The organism is Nocardia sp. Root136 (assembly GCF_001427185.1).
Lineage (GTDB): Bacteria > Actinomycetota > Actinomycetes > Mycobacteriales > Mycobacteriaceae > Nocardia > Nocardia salmonicida.
The window spans coordinates 968356-987575 of sequence record NZ_LMFE01000001.1 but is presented as its reverse complement, the minus strand read 5'-3'; the positions used below and the strand labels follow the sequence as shown (position 1 = coordinate 987575).

15 protein-coding genes and 1 pseudogene are annotated in these 19220 nt (G+C 69.2%); 9 read left to right on the top strand and 7 right to left on the bottom strand.

Annotated elements, in window-relative coordinates; translation table 11 throughout:
* Window positions 1-27: 27 nt before the first annotated feature.
* On the top strand, window positions 28-996 hold the full coding sequence (locus tag ASD42_RS04770) for a DUF389 domain-containing protein (protein ID WP_056810671.1): 969 nt from the start codon (window positions 28-30) through the stop codon (window positions 994-996).
* Between the two features lie 2 nt (window positions 997-998).
* On the opposite strand, the gene ASD42_RS04765 is transcribed toward ASD42_RS04770, so the two are convergent.
* Window positions 999-2018: a hypothetical protein gene (locus ASD42_RS04765; RefSeq protein WP_056810668.1), complete on the bottom strand. Its 1020-nt coding sequence runs from the start codon at window positions 2016-2018 to the stop codon at window positions 999-1001.
* Between the two features lie 193 nt (window positions 2019-2211).
* Between ASD42_RS04765 and ASD42_RS04760 the strand changes: the two genes are divergently transcribed.
* Together ASD42_RS04760 and ASD42_RS04755 are read left to right on the top strand one after the other, a co-directional pair.
* A complete protein-coding gene (locus ASD42_RS04760) occupies window positions 2212-3381 on the top strand; it encodes a hypothetical protein (protein ID WP_056810664.1) in 1170 nt (389 codons plus the stop codon).
* A 76-nt stretch (window positions 3382-3457) separates the two neighbouring features.
* Complete coding sequence (locus tag ASD42_RS04755; RefSeq protein ID WP_056810660.1) at window positions 3458-4279, top strand: siderophore-interacting protein; 822 nt, start codon at window positions 3458-3460, stop codon at window positions 4277-4279.
* Between the two features lie 14 nt (window positions 4280-4293).
* Here the strand turns inward: ASD42_RS04755 and ASD42_RS04750 are convergent, their stop codons facing one another.
* The 3 genes from ASD42_RS04750 to ASD42_RS04740 all read right to left on the bottom strand — a co-directional run bounded on the left by ASD42_RS04750 (window position 4294) and on the right by ASD42_RS04740 (window position 7689).
* Window positions 4294-5541 (bottom strand): RNA polymerase sigma factor, encoded by a 1248-nt coding sequence (locus ASD42_RS04750; protein ID WP_056810656.1) that lies wholly within the window; start codon window positions 5539-5541, stop codon window positions 4294-4296.
* Entirely contained in the window at window positions 5538-5891 is a 354-nt protein-coding gene (locus ASD42_RS04745) for a YciI family protein (protein ID WP_056810653.1), read from the bottom strand. Before ASD42_RS04745 ends, ASD42_RS04750 begins: the two co-directional genes overlap by 4 nt.
* Before the next feature lie 133 nt (window positions 5892-6024).
* Window positions 6025-7689 (bottom strand): alkaline phosphatase D family protein, encoded by a 1665-nt coding sequence (locus ASD42_RS04740; RefSeq protein WP_056810650.1) that lies wholly within the window; start codon window positions 7687-7689, stop codon window positions 6025-6027.
* Window positions 7690-7853: 164 nt separating this feature from the next.
* On the opposite strand from ASD42_RS04740, the gene ASD42_RS04735 reads away from it, so the two are divergent.
* The 6 genes from ASD42_RS04735 (at window position 7854) to ASD42_RS04710 (ending at window position 15312) form a co-directional block, all read left to right on the top strand.
* Window positions 7854-9200, top strand: coding sequence for a replication-associated recombination protein A (locus tag ASD42_RS04735; RefSeq protein WP_056815422.1), 1347 nt, complete (start codon window positions 7854-7856; stop codon window positions 9198-9200).
* A 72-nt stretch (window positions 9201-9272) separates the two neighbouring features.
* Entirely contained in the window at window positions 9273-11936 is a 2664-nt protein-coding gene (alaS, locus tag ASD42_RS04730; RefSeq protein WP_056810646.1) for an alanine--tRNA ligase, read from the top strand.
* A complete protein-coding gene (gene ruvX / locus ASD42_RS04725) occupies window positions 11936-12487 on the top strand; it encodes a Holliday junction resolvase RuvX (protein ID WP_056810643.1) in 552 nt (183 codons plus the stop codon). Before alaS ends, ruvX begins: the two co-directional genes overlap by 1 nt.
* Window positions 12484-13989, top strand: coding sequence for an endolytic transglycosylase MltG (gene mltG, locus ASD42_RS04720; protein ID WP_056810641.1), 1506 nt, complete (start codon window positions 12484-12486; stop codon window positions 13987-13989). Before ruvX ends, mltG begins: the two co-directional genes overlap by 4 nt.
* Window positions 13982-14788, top strand: coding sequence for a shikimate dehydrogenase (locus ASD42_RS04715; protein ID WP_056810638.1), 807 nt, complete (start codon window positions 13982-13984; stop codon window positions 14786-14788). Before mltG ends, ASD42_RS04715 begins: the two co-directional genes overlap by 8 nt.
* An 80-nt stretch (window positions 14789-14868) precedes the next feature.
* Window positions 14869-15312: a B-4DMT family transporter gene (locus tag ASD42_RS04710; RefSeq protein WP_063893564.1), complete on the top strand. Its 444-nt coding sequence runs from the start codon at window positions 14869-14871 to the stop codon at window positions 15310-15312.
* A 79-nt stretch (window positions 15313-15391) separates the two neighbouring features.
* Here ASD42_RS04710 and aroB read toward each other — a convergent pair whose 3' ends face one another.
* From aroB to aroC, 3 genes and pseudogenes are all read right to left on the bottom strand, one after another.
* Complete coding sequence (aroB, locus tag ASD42_RS04705) at window positions 15392-16510, bottom strand: 3-dehydroquinate synthase (protein ID WP_056810633.1); 1119 nt, start codon at window positions 16508-16510, stop codon at window positions 15392-15394.
* An 842-nt stretch (window positions 16511-17352) separates the two neighbouring features.
* Window positions 17353-17862, bottom strand: a pseudogene (locus ASD42_RS35115) (shikimate kinase); the annotation flags it as partial.
* A gap of 98 nt (window positions 17863-17960) precedes the next feature.
* Window positions 17961-19169, bottom strand: coding sequence for a chorismate synthase (gene aroC / locus ASD42_RS04695; RefSeq protein WP_056815419.1), 1209 nt, complete (start codon window positions 19167-19169; stop codon window positions 17961-17963).
* Window positions 19170-19220 lie beyond the last annotated feature (51 nt).

Genomic DNA, 19220 nt, shown 5'->3' with positions numbered 1-19220 from the left:
ACGGCGATACCGATCAGGAGGACACCGGTGCTACATCTTCGAGTGATCAGCCCGCCCGACCAGACCGATGCATTGGTGCGGATCCTCGAAGCCGACGCCGGTGTCACCCACCTCACGGTGATGCGCGGGGTCGCGCTCGACCCCGTGGGCGATCTCGTCCAGGCGGACGTGGCGCGAGAGGCGGGCAACACGGTGCTCGCCGATGTGAAGTCGCTCGGTATCGTCGAGCACGGCGGGATCACCCTCGGCCCGGTCGACGCGGTGCTCTCCGACGCCGCGGACCGCGCGGTCCGGGCGGCGCCCGGTGATCCGAGTGACGCGGTGATCTGGGAGCAACTGCTCAAGGAGACCCGCGAGGAATCCTCGCTCAACGCCACCTTCGTCGCGTTCCTGACCATCGCCTGCCTGCTGGCCGCGATCGGAGTGGCCACCGACTCGCCGGTCACCGTCGTCGGCGCGATGGTGGTGGGCCCGGAGTTCGGTCCCCTGGCGGCTTTGTCGGTGGCGCTGGTGCGCCGCAACTGGCGGCTGGCGCGGCGCTCGATGATCGCCTTGGCGGTGGCATTCCCGATCGCGATGGTGGTCACGCTGGGCGCGACGATCGTGTGGGAGCACCTCGGTTGGATCACCACCGAGGGCATCATCGACGCGCACAACGTCGACTTCATCTACGAGGTCGGTCCGTTCTCGTTGGTCGTGGCGTTGCTCGCTGGATCGGCAGGCATGTTGTCGCTGGTCACCGCGAAATCAGCGGCCCTGATCGGTGTCTTCATCTCGGTGACGACCGTGCCCGCCGCCGGGTACGCGGTGGTGGCGGCGACGCTCGGACAGTGGCACCGGGCGTTCGAGTCGGCCGGTCAGCTGGCGGTGAACCTGGTTGGCATCGTGATCGCCGGAGTGGTGGTGCTCGAGCTGCGGCCCAAGGCGGGTGACGAGAGGGGCCCGATCGGCCGGTTCAAGCGGGCCATCGGCATGCGGACCACCCTCGAACGCTGACCTCAGACGCGGGCGACCGGTCCCGCCGTCAGCATCCGGTAGGAGTACGTCACCGCGATGACGCACACCGGCCCCGCGACGAACAGGCCCAGCCCGCACAGCGCCGCGCCGACGAGGGTGACCAGCATGACGGTGAGCGCCAGCAGCAGCGACGCCCACAGATTCGCCAGCACCAGCTGCGCGCTCGCCTTGATCGCTTCCACCGGGCCGTAGTCCTGATCGATCACGAAGTGCAGCGAGAACATGCACAGGAACCCGGCGATCAGCCCCGGCGCCAGGCACAGCGACGACAGCAGCAGGGTGACGGTGAACGCGAGCAGCGAGGTCAGCAGGACATTGCCCGCGTTCACGAATCGGAAGAACGATCCGAATGCCGGTGGATACCCGTCGGTTTCGTAGAGCGCGCCGCGCACCATCGCCGCCTGGAGCAGCCACAGCGCGACGATCACCATCAAGAACAGGAACAGCACGCTGAACGGTGATGTCGGATCGACGATCTGGACGACGGCGAGGAAGCCGAGATAGATCAATACCCCCACCGCGGTGACCCCCAGCCACGGACCGGGATTGGCCCGGAATCGCTCCCAGCCGTAGCTCAGCGAACGGCCGATATCGAGGGCCTGTGCTCCCGAATGGTAGTAACCGGGTGTCTGCCCGCCACCACCCGTGGACACGCCGGATGCGGGGGCTGCGGGGTAGGTCGGATTCTCCGGTTTCGACTGGGGCACCGCGTAACCGGGACCCGTGCCGGCGGGCCCGTACTGCGGCGTCTGTCCGCCGTGGCCGGCAATCGGTGGCGGCGGCTCGACCGGCTCGTGCCCGTACTGGGCGGCGCCGGGGCCCTCGAACTGCGGATAGCCTGCGCCACCGGCCATTCCGTGCCTGCTCGGTCCGGTACCGGGAGCCGGTGGTTGCCCGGTTCCCTCGTGTCTGCCCCCGGGTCCGGCGAATTGTCCGCCACCGCCCGGAACAGGCGACCCGCCCGGTGAATCGCTCGATGCGGCGTACGGCGTGTCGGTCACTGTGGTAGACCTTTCGACTCAACCGGTTTGCGGTGTGGCGCACAGCAGTTCACGATGAGAAAACCCGACGACCGGCTGATGTGTCAAGCCAACAGGAACACACGCGCAACCTCGGTGCCAACACGCCGAACGACGCGGAAAGGTTGTCCAACCGCTCGCTAGAAGTGACCGGGTACGAGTAGCTTGAGAGGCGATGACCGCACTATTGGCCGAACGCGCCGCCGACGTCGTGTCCGCAGCACAACAGTTGCTCACAAAGCGAATGGGTGCTCCGGTAAAGCTGAGTGATCCGATCGAGCTCAGCGGCAGTGGTAGGACGACAGTCCTACGCGTGCGTGTTGCGGAAAACGCATTTTCGTTGCCGCGCACGCTGATCGTCAAGCAGGTGCGCGGTTCCACTCCCGACCGCCGCGCCGGTGGCTTGGCGCCCGGCGTCGCCAGTATCGACGCGGCATTCCTCCGCGAGGCGGTGTCCTACCAGTTCACCACCGCGCTGAGTCGCGAGCAGCGTCCCGGTGCCTTCCTGATCGCGCACAGCGTCCCCGACCGGCTCCTCGTGCTCTCCGACCTCGGTGACAACGCGTTACTCACCTCGGTGCTGCAGGCCCGCGTGGAGCCGGGTACCCGCAACTCGCTGATGGCGTTCGCGCAGGCGCTCGGCCGGATGCACGCCGCGACCGTCGGCCGCGAGCCCGACTTCGTCGCCCTGATGCGTCGGGTCGACTCGGTGCACCGCGTCGACGGGATCGCCCAGCAGGCCCAGGCCGCCATCGCCGAGGTCCCCGGTCTGCTCGCGGCCGAGTTCGGCATCGAGGTGCCCGGCGAGATCGCCGAACGCATCGTGCACGGCAACCGTCTGTTCACCGGTGGCCGCTACCGCGCGTTCAGCCCGTCGGACCTGTGCCCCGACAACGTGATCATGAACGAGGAAGGTGCGCGGTTCCTCGACTACGAGTGGGGCGGTTTCCGCGACGCCACCCTCGACATCACTTACGCGCTCGTCTCCTACCCCGGCTGCCTGTGCGATTTCGAACTCTCGCGCAGCCGCGCCAAGGAAATGGTCGAGGCCTGGCGTTCTGCCGTGGTCGGCGTCTGGCCGTCGCTGGCCGACGACACCGTTCTCGCCGAACGGATCCTCGAAGCCCGGCTCATCTGGGTCTGGTTGTCCACGTACTGGTTCCTGCCCGCCGACCACGCCCGCATCGCCACCGCCCGCGAGCACGGGCTGTCGGTCCCGCGCTCGGAAGCATTGATCAACCGGTGGTCCGCACTCGCCGAAGACGCCAGGATGACCGGCGACGACGCGGTCGGCGACTTCGCCGAACAGGTCTCGGCGATGCTCGAGGAACGCTGGTCGGAGTAGCGGCGCCGAGCTGGCTCCCCACTTCTCGCCGCGCCGCGGGTACCGTCGGCAGGGATCTGAGGAGTTGGGAGCAGCCGTGCCGATACCGGTCACCGTCACAGTCGTCCGCAAGCAGTGGTTGACCCCGCACCTGGTGCGCGTGGTCGGCACCGTGTCGGACGGATTCACCCCTAACGCGTTCACCGACGCCTATGTGAAGTTGATCTTCCCGGCGCCCGGCGTCGAATATCCCGAGCCGTTCGATCTCGACACGGTGCGCGCGACGCTCGGCCCGGAGAGCCAGCCCGTGCTGCGCACCTACACGGTGCGATCCTTCGATCCCGAGCTGCGCGAGATCAGCATCGACTTCGTGGTGCACGGTGACGAGGGGGTCGCGGGGCCGTGGGCGCGCTCGGTGGAGCCGGGCGCGCGGTTCTGGTTGAACGGACCGGGCGGCGCGTTCGCACCCGACCCGGCGGCCGACTGGTACCTGCTCGCCGGCGACGAATCGGCGCTGCCCGCTGTCGCGGCGGCCCTCGAAGCACTGCCGGTCGGCGCGCCCGCGCTCGTGTTCGTCGAGGTGGGCGGCACCGAGGACGAGATCCCCCTCGTTTCTCCCGCTGATCTGCGCCTGCACTGGGTGCATCGCGGTGTGTCCTCGGACCGGATCACCGACGACCTGGCCGGGGCGCATTCGCCGCTGGTGGCGGCGGTGCGTGCGGCTGAGTGGTTGCCGGGTCAGGTGCAGGCGTTCGTGCACGGCGAGGCCGAGTCCGTGATGCGTCAGCTGCGCCCTTACCTGCGCAAGGAACGCGACATCGCGCCGAAATGGCTCTCGATCTCGGGATACTGGCGGCGCGGCCGCACCGAGGAGGGCTTCCGTGAATGGAAGCGCGAGCTGGCAGCCGAGGGCGCCTGATCACGCAGTAGTACTCAGCGGGTCAGCGCGGCCAGTTTGCCGCGCAGATGGGCACGTTCGACCGCATTGTCGGTGAGCAGTAGCGCCGACTCGTAGGCGGCGATCGCTTCGCCGGTGCGTCCGAGATCGGTGAGGAAGGCGGCGCGGGCGGCGTCGAGATAGCCGTAGGTCGCCAGCGCCGGTTCCGCGCCGAGCGGATGCAGTAGCGCCAGCGCCTGGGCCGGATCGCCGGCCAGGCCGACCGCGATGGCGTGATTGAGCAGGGTGACCGGCGACGGCGCATCGCGCAGCAACAACCGGTACAGGCCGATGATCTCTCGCCAGTCGGTATCGGCCCAGGTCGGCGCTTCGTCGTGCACGGCGGCGATCGCGGCCTGCAGGGTATACCGGTCGGTATGTGGCAGCGCGTGTTTCACCAGCGCGATGCCCTCGGCGATGGCCGCTCTGTCCCAGCGGTCGCGGTCCTGGTGTTCGAGCGTGCACAGCGTGCCCTCGTCGTCGACGCGCGCTGCCCGGCGCGCGTCGGTGAGCAGGATCAGCGCGAGCAGCCCGGTCACCGACGGGTCGTCGGGGACGAGCGCGTGCATCATCCTGGCCAACTGCAGCGACCGGTCGACGAGATCGGTACGGACCAGCACCTCGCCCGCGGGCGAGGTGTGGCCGGTGGTGAACAGCAGGTGGATCACCGCGCAGATGGAATCGAGCCGCTGCGGCAGCTCGCGCACCGAGGGCACTCGATACGGGATCGCCGCTACCGCGATCTTCTTCTTGGCGCGGGTGATCCGCGCGGCCATGGTCGCCTCGCTCACCAGGAACGCGCGAGCCACCTCGGCGGTGGTGACGCCGCAGACCAGCCGCAGTGTCAGGGCGACCTGCGCCTGCGGCGCGAGCGCGGGGTGGCAGCAGGTGCTGATCAGCCGCAGCCGGTCGTCGGGGATCGCCGGGTCGTCCAGATCGGCCAGCGCGAGGTCGGCGGTATCGTCCACCGATTCGTCGACGACGAGCCGGGGCAGCGCGCGCCGGAAGGTGCTGTCGCGGCGCAGCAGGTCGAGGCCGCGACGCCGCGCGACCGTCGTCAGCCAGGCGCCGGGTCGGGCCGGGACACCGTCGCTCGCCCAGGCAGTCAGGGCCGTCGCGTAGGCGTCCTGCACGCATTCCTCGGCGAGGTCGAAATCGCGGACCGACCGCACCGTCGCGGCGAGCACGAAAGCCCACTCGCGACGGTGCGCCTGTTCGACGGCCGCGGCCGCCGCTGTGATCACGACTGCGGGTAGACCTGGATCGGGCGCACCTCGACGCCACCGGTGGGGGCAGGCACCTGTGCGGCGATGGCGATCGCGGCGTCCAGGTCCGGCGCCTCGAGCAGGTAGTAGCCGCCGAGTGCTTCCTTCGCCTCGGCGAACGGGCCGTCGGTGATGACGACCTCGCCGCCCGCATCGTGGCGGATCGTGGTGGCGGTCGCGGTGGGCTGCAATGCCTGCCCGCCGAGGTTGGCATCACCGGCGATCTGCTGGAAGGTGCGATGGGCGGCGAGCATGTCGTCGAACTCGGCGGGGGAGTACGCGGCGTAGGTGGCTTCGTCGCCGTAGATCAGGACCAGGTACTGGCTCATGATGTGCTCCTTCGGGTGGGGGCTGCCCGCTCGTCGGGTGGCCGTACTCACTCGACGAGCGAGCACGGGCACAATCGACAACCCTGTCCGAAGAATTCTGCGCCGATTTCCGCAGCGTCGCGACGAACCCCGCTCAGTGCACCGGAGTCGACCGCGGTTCGACCCGTCCGCCCGTCGCGACGGCGAACGACGCGCCGTGCCGCACGCCGGTGGCGGGATCGGTGACGTCGACGACATAGAACCAGTCCATCTGCGTCTGCGTCGCGGTGACCTCGAGCACGCCGAAGCCGTGTGAGTCGAGTTCGGTGTAGCGCAGGTGGTGGTTGGCCGCTTTGATGGCCTCTTCCGCCGGTACCGACGCGGTGCGGGCGGGCATCTTCAGCAGATCGCCGACGCTGGAGGAGGTGACCGACGGGATCACGAACTCCGCGCCGACCGTCGGCCCGCCCGGGTAGTTCGCGGCGTTCAAGGGCAGGTCGGCGGCCCAGGAGGTGTGGATGTCACCGGTCAGGAACACGACGTCGCTCACCTCGTTGTCGACGATCGTTCGGAACAGAGTGTCGCGGTCGGCGGTGTAGCCGTCCCACTGGTCGCCGTTGACGGTGATGCCGCCCTGCGGGAGGCCGAGCGCCTCGGTGATCGCCTGGGTCGTGGCCGCCTCCAGCGGCGGGAACAGCAGCGGCGCGACCATCACCGAGTTGCCGATGAGCTTCCAGTGGGTGGGCGAGGAGGCGAGTCCGGCGGTGAGCCACTCCATTTGGGCGCGGCCGGTGATCGTGCGGGAGGGGTCGTCGGCGTGGCGCCACCCCGCGCCCGGCCCGGCCTCCTCGTCGCGGTAGCTGCGCAGATCCAGCATCGACAACTCCGCCAGCGTGCCGAAACGCAAGCGGCGGTAGATCTGCACCTGGCCGTCGGCGCGAGTCGCGCGCACCGGCATCCATTCCAGGTAGGCACGGGCAGAGGCGGCCTTACGATCACCCCAGGGGCCTTCGGTGGCCGGGTCGTGGTTCTCCGCACCGTCGCGCCAGGAGTTGTCGGCCGACTCGTGGTCATCCCAGGTGCAGATGAACGGCACCGTGGCATGCAGGGCCATCAGATCGGGATCGGTCTTGTACTGGCCGTGGCGGGTGCGGTAGTCGGTGAGGGTGACGATCTCGTTCGCCGGGTCGTGCGCGCGGACCGCGCCGTTGCGGCCGGTGTACTTCCCGCGGCCGTACTCGTAGATGTAGTCGCCGAGGTGCACGATCGCGTCGAGATCGGTGCGCGCGGCCAGGTGCCGGTAGGAGCCGAACCAGCCCGCTTCCCAGTTGGCGCACGAGACCAAGCCGAGGCGCAGACGGTCGACCTCGCTGTCCGGTGCGGGCGCTGTCCTGGTGCGACCGACCGGGGAGGTCTCGCCGCCGGAGGTGAAGCGGTAGAAGTAGTCCTGACCGGGAGTGAGGCCCGTCGCGTCGACCTTGACGGTGTGGTCGGTATCGGCGGAGGTGGTGACGATGCCGGACGCGGCGAGCGTGCCGAAATCGGCGTCGATGGAGATTTCCCAGCGCACCGGCGTCGCGTCGCCGATGCCGGAACCGGGGGTGGCGTCCTCGGCGACGGTGACCCTGGTCCACAGGATGACCGCGCCCGGCAGCGGATCACCGGATGCCACACCGTGCCGGAAGACGCCGCCCGCGGCCTGCGCGGGCGCGACGGTGCCCAATACCGCGACCGCCGCCACCGCCGTGGAACCGGCGAACAAGGTGCGGCGGGCGAACCCGACCGGCTGGGAGGCTACGGCGCTGTTGTTTTCGACCACGATCAGCGATCACAGCCCACGGATCGGTTCCGCGCAAGTCCGCGCGAGCATTGTTGGTCAACTGTCCATCTTTGCGGCGGATTCTGGACGGATTCCGGGGCAGGGGCGAGTGCGGTGGGTGAGCTTCGCAGAACATGTCCGAGGGCCTCGGTACCCTGCACACCGTGAGCGACAGCCTTTTCGACGTGCCCGGCGAACACGCGTCCGCCGAACCCGGCGCCGATGCGGTGTTCCGTCGCGACTCGGGCGCTCCGCTCGCCGTCCGCATGCGCCCCGCGAACCTGGACGAGGTGATCGGTCAGGCGCATCTGCTGGGCCCCGGCTCCCCGCTGCGCAGGCTCGTCGAAGGGTCGGGTGCGGCGTCGGTGCTGCTCTACGGCCCGCCCGGTACCGGCAAGACCACCTTGGCCTCGCTGCTCTCGCAGGCCACCGGTCGACGGTTCGAAGCGCTGTCGGCGCTCTCGGCCGGCGTCAAGGAGGTACGGGCGGTGATCGACCTCGCCCGGCGCCGACTCGCCGCGGGCGAGCAGACCGTGCTGTTCATCGACGAGATCCACCGCTTCTCCAAGACCCAGCAGGACGCGTTGCTGGCCGCCGTCGAGAACCGGGTCGTGCTGCTGGTCGGCGCGACCACCGAGAACCCCTCGTTCTCCGTCGTCTCTCCGCTGCTCTCGCGCTCGCTCGTCCTGCAACTGCAACCGCTCACCCCCGACGACATCCGCGCGGTCCTGGCCCGTGCGATCACCGACCCGCGCGGTCTCGCCGACGCCTACACCGTCAGCGACGAGGCGATCGAACACATCGTCCGGATCGCGGGTGGCGATGCCCGCCGCGCGCTCACCGCCCTGGAGGCGTCGGCGGAGTCCGCGACCGACGGCGCCGTCGAGTTGGAGACCGTCGAGGCCACCGTCGACAAGGCCGCCGTCCGCTACGACCGGGCGGGCGACCAGCACTACGACGTGATCAGCGCCTTCATCAAGTCCATTCGCGGTTCCGATGTCGACGCGGCCGTGCACTACCTGGCGCGCATGCTCGCCGCGGGCGAAGATCCTCGATTCATCGCGCGCCGGCTGATGATCCACGCCAGCGAAGACATCGGCATGGCCGACCCGATGGCCCTGCAGACCGCCACCGCCGCCGCGCAGGTCGTCCAACAGGTCGGCCTGCCCGAATGCAAACTCGCCCTGGCGCAGGCCACCATCCACCTCGCCACCGCCCCCAAATCCGGCGCGGTGACCACGGCCATCGGTACGGCGATGGCCGATGTCTCCCGCGGCAAGGCCGGTGCGGTTCCGCCCTACCTGCGCGACGGCCACTACGCGGGCGCCGCCCTGCTCGGCAACGCTCAGGGCTACAAGTTCCCGCACAAGTACCGCGAGGGCGTCGTCACCCAGCAGTATCCGCCCGACGAACTGGTCGGCACCGACTACTACCTGCCCACCGACCACGGCAACGAACGCACGATCGCCCCGCGCCTGGAGAAGCTGCGCCGCATCATCCGCGGAAAATAGCCCTACCTGCGTGGCGTGGACCACCCCGGTCGATGAAAAACCACGCGCACCGCACCGGTAGTCTGGGTATTTGTGCAGACCCACGAGATTCGACGACGGTTCCTGGACCATTTCGTCCGTGCCGGACACACCGAGGTCCCCAGTGCTTCGCTGATCCTGGCCGACCCCAACCTGTTGTTCGTCAACGCAGGCATGGTCCAGTTCGTTCCGTATTTCCTGGGTCAGCAGACCCCGCCGTGGGCTACCGCGACCAGCGTGCAGAAGTGCGTGCGTACCCTCGACATCGAGAACGTCGGCATCACCACTCGCCACAACACGTTCTTCCAGATGGCGGGCAATTTCAGCTTCGGCGACTACTTCAAGAGCCAGGCCATCACCCTCGCCTGGACGCTGCTCACCGACACCGTCGAGAACGGCGGCTACGGCTTCGATCCCGAGCGTCTCTGGGTCACCGTCTACCTCGACGACGACGAGGCCGAGCGGATGTGGCTCGAGATGGGCGTGCCCGCCGACCGCATCCAGCGCCGCGGCATGGCCGACAACTACTGGTCGATGGGCATCCCGGGCCCGTGTGGCCCGTGTTCGGAGATCTACTACGACCGCGGCCCCGAATACGGCGTCGAGGGCGGCCCCGAGGCCGACGAGGACCGCTACATCGAGATCTGGAATCTCGTGTTCATGCAGAACGAGCGCGGTGCGGGCATCTCCAAGGACAACTTCGAGATCCTCGGCCCGCTGCCCAAGCAGAACATCGACACCGGCATGGGCGTCGAGCGCGTCGCGTTCCTGCTCCAGGGCGTGGACAACGTCTACGAGACCGACCTGATGCGCCCGATCATCGACAAGGCCGAGGAACTCACCGGCCGCTCCTACGGCGTCGACCACACCGACGACGTGCGCTTCCGCGTGATCGCCGACCACGCCCGCACCGCCGCGATGCTCATCGCCGACGGCGTGAACCCCGGCAACGACGGTCGCGGCTACGTGCTGCGCCGGCTGCTGCGCCGCATCGTGCGTTCGGCGCGCCTGCTCGGCGCCGAGAAGCCGGTGATGGCCGAGCTGATCAAGGTCGTCACCGACCTGATGTCGCCGTCCTATCCCGAACTGGGCACCGACTTCTCGCGGATCGAGACCGTGTCGGTCGGCGAGGAGCTGGCGTTCCTCAAGACCCTCAACACCGGCGAGACCCTGTTCGACAACGCCGCCACCGCGGTGAAGTCCAAGGGCGGCAAGCAGATCACCGGTTCCGACGCGTTCGCCCTGCACGACACCTACGGCTTCCCGATCGACCTCACCCTCGAAATGGCCGCTGAGGCAGGCCTTTCCGTCGACGAGGACGGTTTCCGCTCGCTCATGGCCGAGCAGCGCAAGCGCGCCAAGGACGACGCGCAGGCCCGCAAGCATGCCCACGCCGACCTCACCGTCTACAAGGAACTGGTCGACCGCGGCGCCACCGAGTTCACCGGTTTCGACGAGCTGACCTCCGAGGCCAACGTGCTGGCCCTGATCGCCGACGGTGTGCGGGTCCCCGTAGCTACGGTCGGCCAGGACATCGAGGTCATCCTCGATCGCAGTCCGATGTACGCCGAGTCCGGCGGTCAGATCGCCGACCGTGGCACCATCACCGCCTCGGGCCTGAAGCTACAGGTCAACGATGTGCAGAAGATCGCCAAGAAGGTCTGGGTCCACAAGGCCACCGTCGAGGCGGGTCAGATCACCGAGGGCGATGTCGTTCTCGCCCAAGCGGATCCGGCCTGGCGTCGCGGCGCCACCCAGGGTCACTCCGGCACGCACATGGTGCACGCCGCCCTGCGTCAGATCCTCGGCCCCAACGCCGTGCAGGCGGGTTCGCTGAACAAGCCCGGCTACCTGCGTTTCGACTTCAACTGGCAGGGCGCGCTGTCGGAGCAGCAGAAGGCCGATATCGAGGCCGTCTCCAACGACGCTGTCGGCTCGGACTTCCCGGTGAACACCTTCGTCACCGATCTGCCCAAGGCCAAGGAAATGGGCGCGATGGCGCTGTTCGGCGAGAACTACGGCGACGAGGTGCGCGTCGTGGAGATCGGCGGTCCGTTCTCCATGGAGCTGTGCGGTGGCACCCACGTGGAGCACTCCTCGCAGATCGGCCCGATCACCCTGCTGGGTGAGTCCTCGGTCGGCTCCGGTGTACGCCGAGTGGAGGCCTTCGTCGGCCTGGACTCCTACAAGTACCTGGCCAAGGAGCGTGCGCTGCTGGCCGGTGTCGCCTCCTCGCTGAAGGTGCCCTCCGACGAGGTGCCCGGTCGCGTGGAGCAACTCGTGGAGCGGCTCAAGGTGGCCGAGAAGGAACTGGAACGCACCAAGATCGCCGCGGTGCTGTCCTCGGCGGGCACGTTCGCCGAACAGGCCGAGCGGGTCGGTGCGGTGCGTCTGGTGGCCGCCGCGGCGCCCGAGGGCGTGTCGGCCGGTGACCTGCGCACCCTGGCCACCGATATCCGTGGCCGGCTCGGCAGCGAGGCCGCCGTCGTGGTGCTGCTCGGCAATGTCGAGGGCAAGGCGCCGTTCGTGGTGACCGTGAACAAGGCGGCCCAGGATCTCGGCTTCAAGTCGGGCGATCTGGTCGCGGCCTTCGGACCGAGCATCGCCGGGCGTGGCGGTGGCAAGCCGGAGATGGCACAGGGCGCGGGCTCGGATCCGTCGGGTATCCCGACCGGTTTGACCGCGGTCCGTGCCCGGGTGGCCGAACTCGCCGGCTGATGACGACCCCTGGTTCGTCCAGCGAGGAATCCGCCGACCGCCCTGACCCGGGCACCGACCCGGGTCGGGGCCGTCGGATCGCGATCGACGTCGGTAGCGTGCGCATCGGTGTCGCCTCGAGCGACCCCGATGGCATCCTCGCCACCCCCGTCGAGACCGTCGCCCGCGCCAAGTCCGGTGGGCGCACCGGCGGTCCACCCGCCGACATCGCGAGAATTGCCGACATTGTGCGGGAATACGAAGCGGTGGAGGTGGTCATCGGCCTGCCACGCACCCTGCGCGGCGAAAACGGCACCGCGGCTGCCATCGCGCGTAAGTTTGCCAAGCAGTTGCGCCGGGTGATCGACCCGATTCCGATACGCCTTTCCGACGAACGTTTGACTACGGTGTCTGCTGCACGTGCGCTGCGCGACAGTGGAGTTCGCGCACGTGGCCAGCGGCAGATGATCGATCAGGCGGCAGCCGTGTCGATTCTGCAAGGATGGTTGGACGAGCGGAGTTCGGTGTTGAAGGACGCAGCAGATACGGCGAGGGTCGGAGACGATGCATGACCGACCGATGGACCAGGGCCGAGGAACGCTACCGAGCACGGGAAGCTGACCGACGCTATCCCCGACGCGACGATTGGGGTCTGGACGCCCGTGCGGCGCGCGACGACGAGCCGCAGCAGGCCGGACCTGCCGGGTGGGACGACGAAGCGGGCACCGATGTCATCCCGCGCTACGAGGACGAGATCTACGACGAGCCCGAACCCGAGCCCGAGCCCGAACCGGCGCCCCCGCCGCGCCGAGTCGGGCAGCGCGCGGCGCAGTCCGGTCGCGCGGCAGCGCCCGAACGCGGCCGCGCTCGCCCGTCGGGACGCGGCAAGCGGTCGCGGATCGCCTCACGCAAGGCGGCTGAGCGTAAGCGACGCCGTCGCAATTTATGGGCCGTGGCCGCGGTATTCGTCGTTCTGGTCGTCTCGGCGGCGGGTTTCGCCGGATACAAACTGATGGGCAGCCTCAGCCCGGCCGAGGATTTCGCCGGTCCGCCCGGTGCGCCCGTGGTGGTCCAGGTGCACTCCGGTGACACCGCGACGCAGATCGCCGACGAGATGCACGGCAAGGGCGTGGTCGCCAGCTCCGAAGCCTTCTACGAAGCGGCCGTACGGAATTCGGCCATGAACAGCGTCCAGCCCGGTTTCTACGCGATCGGCGCGAAGAGCCCGGCCGCCGACGCTGTCACCGCGTTGGTCGGCGGGAAATCCCGGGTGGGCAATGTGACGATCTCCGAGGGGCGGCTGCTGCACGACAAGCACGACGCGACCACCGGTGGTCGATACGACGGCATCTACCGCAAGATCGCGGAGGCCAGCTGCGTCGGCCCCGAGCGCAAGTGCGTCACCTACGAACAGCTCGACGCCGCGGGCGCGAGTATGGACCCGAACGCACTCGGCGTGCCCGCATGGGCCATGCAAGCGGTCAGGGATACCCCCGATAGAACCAGGCAGCTGGAAGGCCTCATCGCCGCCGGGACCTGGGATTTCGATCCGAGCGGGACACCGGAACAGATCCTGCGGCAGATGGTGACCGCGAGTGTGAAGAGCTACGAGGCCACCGGACTGCTCCAGTCGGGTGCCGACACGAAGCTGTCGCCGTACGAAACACTCGTCGCCGCCTCACTGGTCGAACGGGAGGCGAAACCCCAGGACATGGGCAAGGTGGCACGGGTGATCGTGAACCGGCTGCGGGTCGGTCAGATGCTGCAGTTCGACTCCACCGTGAACTACGCGCTCGACACCACCGAGGTGGCCACCACCGACGCCGACCGGGCCGCGGAGACGCCCTGGAACACCTACGCGATGGAGGGTCTGCCGAAGACGCCGATCGCCGCGCCGTCGGTGGGCGCGTTGCGTGCCATGGAGAACCCGGAGCCGGGTGCGTGGTTGTACTTCGTCACCGTCGACAAACAGGGCACGACCAAGTTCACCGACTCCTACTCGGAGCATCTGCGTCTGGTCACGCAGGCGCAGCGCAGCGGCATCCTCGACAGCTCACGGCCCTACGGTGGCTGAGGCGCGCAAGGCGGCGGTGCTCGGCAAGCCGATCGAGCATTCACGTTCGCCACAACTGCATCTGGCGGCCTATCGCGCGCTCGGATTGCCCTGGAGCTATGAACGCATCGAGTGCTCGGCCGAGCAGTTGCCCGGGCTCGTCGACGGGCTCGGGCCGGAATGGGTCGGGCTGTCGGTGACCATGCCCGGCAAGGAGGCGGCGCTGGCGGTGGCCGTCGAGCGCACCGAACGCGCGGTGCTGGTCGGCTCGGCCAACACTCTCGTGCGCACCGAGGGCGGATGGCGGGCGGACTGTACCGATGTCGACGGCGTCCTCGGCGCGCTGCGCGGCGGCGGTGTCTCCTCGCTCGACGAGGCCGTCGTGCTGGGTGCCGGTGGAACAGCCAGGCCCGCATTGCTGGCGCTGTCCGAACTCGGGGCGAAGACGGTCACGGTGATCGCCCGCGATGCCGGACGGGCGCGTAGCGCGCTGGAATTGGCCGATCGGCTCGGAATGCGCGCCACGGTCGTGCCGCTCGACGCGGAGCAGGTGCGTGCGGCGTGCGCGTCGGCCGGTGCGGTGGTCAGTACGGTGCCCGCCGAGGCCGCCGCGGTAATCGCCTCGGCCGTCGCCGCGGCGCCGGTGGTGCTCGACGCCATCTACAACCCGTGGCCGACCCCGCTGGCAACGGCGGTCGAGGCCGCCGGGCACACGGTGGTCAGCGGGCTACAGATGTTGCTGAATCAGGCTTACGGCCAGGTCGAGCTGTTCACCGGACAGCCCGCGCCGCGCGCCGCGATGGCCGCTGCCGTCGAATAGGCCCGCGCTGTCGGAACAGATTGTCGCCCGATCCGCGAAATTGATACCGGTTCTAGTTTTATCTCGCTAAGGTGTTGTCCATGACCGCTTGGGTGTTACGAGCCACCGTCCTCGGCGCGCTGGTCGTCGCCTTGCGCGTCCTCCTCGGCCTCGCCATGGCCTCCTGGCCCACCTACGGCATCTTCTGGCGCGCGCTCTGCCTGGTGGCGATCATCGCGGTGGTCGTCGTCTGGGGCTTGCGCGACGCCCATGCGGGCGCCGACAGCCTCACCGTTCGCTGGTTGGCCGCTGGTTTCGGCGCGGGACTGGCCAGCTCGGCAGTGTGCTGGGTCCTCGATCAGGTGCCCGGAATCGAACTCGGCGACGCCGGCCTGCTCTACGAGCTGACCTCCGCGGCATCGTTCATCCTGCTGCTGATCTTCCTGCCCGCGATGGTGGGTGTCGCCTTCGGTCACATCCGGTCGCGACGTTCGAGCGAATCCGCTACTCCCGCAACAGAACCAGCGTTCGCTACCACGAGCTGAATCGCCTTCTCCGGCAACGGACCCCGCGCCGAACCTGTACGCGCTCCTACTGGGTGCGTACAGGTCGGCGATTCGGATCTCAGAGCATGATCGGGGACGTGCCCGGGGTGGTGTCGCGCGCGATGGCCGAGTAAGCGGCGGCCAGTAGAGACGGGTCGGGGCCTTCGAGGCGGCCGGGCTTGGCCAGACCGTCCAGGACCACGAAACGCAGGACCCCGGAACGGGTCTTCTTGTCGGTTTGCATGGCGTCCATCAGATGGGGGAGCGCGTCGCCGTCGTAGGTGACAGGCAGGCCGACGCTTTCCAGGATGGTGCGGTGCCGGTCGGCGGTGGCGTCGTCGAGACGCCCGGCCAGGCGGCCGAGTTCGGCGGCGAACACCAGGCCGACGGAGACCGCGGCGCCGTGACGCCAGCGGTAGCGCTCGCGGCGTTCCACGGCATGGCCGAGAGTGTGGCCGTAGTTCAGGATCTCGCGCAGGCTCGATTCCTTGAGATCGGCGGCGACCACATCGGCCTTGACCTGGATGGCGCGGCGGATCAGTTCGGGCAGCACGTCGCCGGTGGGGTCGAGGGCGGCCTCGGGGTCGGCTTCGATGAGGTCGAGGATCACCGGGTCGGCGATGAAACCGGCCTTGATGATCTCGGCCATGCCCGCCACGATCTCGTTGCGCGGCACCGTTTCCAGCGTCACGAGGTCGACCAGCACGGCGCTGGGTTCGTGGAAGCTGCCGACGAGGTTCTTGCCCGCCTCGGTGTTGATGCCGGTCTTGCCGCCGACCGCCGCGTCGACCATTGCCAGCAGCGTGGTCGGCACGTGCACGATGCGCACCCCGCGCATCCAGGTGGCGGCGACGAAGCCGGCCAGGTCAGTCGCGGCGCCGCCACCGAGACTCACGATGGCGTCGTTGCGGGTCAGCCCGATCCGGCCGAGCACCTCCCAGCAGAACCCGGCCACGGCCAGTTCCTTGCCGTCCTCGGCGTCGGGGATCTCGATGCGATGCGCGTCGATCCCGGTGTCGGCCAGTGCTTTACGCACCGCCTCGGCGGTCTCGGCCAGCGGCGGCTGATGGAAGATCGCCACGGTCCGCACGGCATTGCCCGCGTTGACCGCTGCGACGAGATCGCCGAGCAGCCCCCGGCCGATGATCACCGGGTACGGGTCGGCGGTGCGAACCTCAATGATGGACGGCTCTGTCACGTGCGCTGCTCCGATTCTTTCTGGTCATTGTTATTACGTCGCCCGCTACGCCGCCGCGGTTGCCCGCGTCGCCTGCGTTCGTTCGTACCGGTGCCGCGATCCGCTTCACCGGGTTGCCCGGCCCGCTGAACCTGCTGCGACGCCCCGGTCCGGGGTTCCTTCGTCGGGTCCGACGTCGCCGAGCCCGAGGGTTGCGCGGGCTCGCCACCACGGTGACCTACCCGCCCCGGGGCGCCGGCGTCGCGGCTGGCTGTGCGTCTGCCTCGGCCGACGCCGCGACTGCTCGTCTTCGCGCCTGCGACCGCAGTGCGTCCGCTCGCCCGACTGCCTGGGGCATTGCGGTTGCCCGCACGACCCCCGGCGGCCTCCCGGTTGCCCGGCTGGTTCTCGGCGTTGCTCGTACGGCTTTCCGGGTTCTCGGACACCGCAGCTGACGAGTTGTCCGTCTCGCGGGCGGCAGCGCTGGTCGCCGGCCGGATACGGGTGCCTCCTCGGCGCGACCTGGTACGCCGGGACCGTCGACTGCCCGCCGTGCGCGACTCGTTCTGCGCCGCACCAGCGGTGCGAGCCGCACCACTGGTCTCGTCGACCGCCGCGCCATCGACCGCCGATGGTGTCGGCGCCGAACGGTTCCGGTCGTCGGCGACGCCACGACGCTCGGTGGCCGTCACGCCCGACTGCTCGGCGCCGCCTCGGCGCGCGGCGGCCGCGCGTGCCCTGGCACGTCGCCGGTTCTTGGACCGGTTGCTCCCGGCGCCGGGTCTGCTGGTGACCGAACCCGAAGCCGCGGTGACATTTCCGGTGGTCGAGCGCGCGGCGTCGAGATCGGCGCGCACCGATTCCAGGCCGAGCTTGGCCAGGATCATCCGCACCACCCGACCCGGGCTTCGCCCGTCGGTGCGCACGCGCACGGTGGCGATCTGGCGGTAGAGCGGACGACGCTCGCGCATCAGATCCCGGTACTTGGCGGCCGGGTCGACCCCGTTGAGCAGCGGGCGGGTGTTGCTGGCGCCGGTGCGCCGAACCCCTTCGGACACACTGATTTCCAGGTAGACCACCGTCGCATCACGCAAAAGGTCCCTGGTCCGCTCGGACAGCACCGAACCGCCACCGAGAGAGACCACGCCGTCGTGGGAGAGCACGGCGCGGCGCACCACCTCTTCCTCGATCCGGCGGAACTCCACCTCACCGTCGGTGGCGAAGATATCGGGAATGGTGCGCCCGGTATCGTCCTCGATCCCCGCGTCGGTGTCGTAGAGCGCCACCCCGAGTTCCCTGGCCAGCTTGCGCCCGATCGTCGACTTCCCCGAGCCGGGCAGCCCGACCAGCACCACCCGCGCCGACGGTGCGATCCGGTCGTCGGCGTCGGTGTCAGGAGCACCGGGCTCGACGCTCGCCGGTGAGGGGCCCGCGGCGCTCTTCGGCGCGGTCCCCTCCTGACCCTGCTCGGTCACGGGATACGGCTGTCCGCGGGCACGTGTGGGCGGCTGCCGATCCGCTTGACGTAACTGTTGATGTTGTCGACGGTCTCGGTCAGCGAGTCGCCGCCGAACTTCTCCAGCGCCGCCTGCGCGAGCACCAGTGCCACCATCGATTCCGCGACGACGGCCGCCGCGGGCACCGCGCACACATCGGAGCGCTGATGGATGGCGACGGCTTCTTCACCGCTGGACATGTCGACCGTCGACAGCGCCCGCGGCACGGTCGAGATCGGCTTCATCGCGGCACGTACCCGCAGTGCTTCGCCGTTGGTCATGCCGCCTTCGAGCCCACCCGCACGGTTGGTCGAGCGCAGCACACCGTCGGGGCCGGGACGCATCTCGTCGTGGGCCAGGCTGCCGCGTCGGCGCGCGGTCTCGAACCCGTCGCCCACCTCGACACCCTTGATCGCCTGGATGCCCATGAGGGCGGCGGCCAGGCGCGAATCGAGGCGCTGCTCGCCGCTGACGAACGAGCCGAGCCCGATGGGCAGCCCGTCCACGATCACCTCGACGACACCACCGAGGGTGTCACCGTCTTTCTTGGCCGCTTCGATCTCGGCGATCATGGCGGCCTCGGCCTCGGCGTCGAACGCGCGCACGGGGCTGGCATCGATCGCGTCGAGATCGGTCGGACCCGGCGTGACACCGGTGGTGTTGGCCGCGGCGCCGATCGACACCACATGCGAGATGACCTCGACACCGAAGGCCTGACGCAGGAAGTTGCGCGCGAGGGTTCCGGCGGCGACACGGGCCGCGGTCTCCCGGGCGCTGGCCCGCTCGAGCACCGGGCGGGCGTCGTCGAAGCCGTACTTGAGCATTCCGGAGTAATCGGCGTGGCCGGGGCGAGGGCGAGTCAGCGGCGCGTTGCGCGCCATTCCCGCGAGCTCGGTCTCGTCGATCGGATCGGCCGACATCACTTCGGTCCACTTGGGCCACTCGGAGTTGGCGATCTCGATCGCGATCGGACCACCCATGGTGCGGCCGTGGCGCACGCCACCGACCAGGGTGACCTTGTCGGCCTCGAACTTCATCCGGGCGCCGCGCCCGTAACCGAGCCGGCGGCGGGCGAGCTGTGCGGAGACATCGTCCGATGTCACCTCGACTCCGGCGACCATCCCTTCCAGGAGGGCGACGAGAGCGGGACCATGGGATTCTCCGGCAGTTATCCAGCGCAACACGCCCACCATCTTCCCATGTCGACACGTGTGGGAGGGAATGCGGGCCGACGT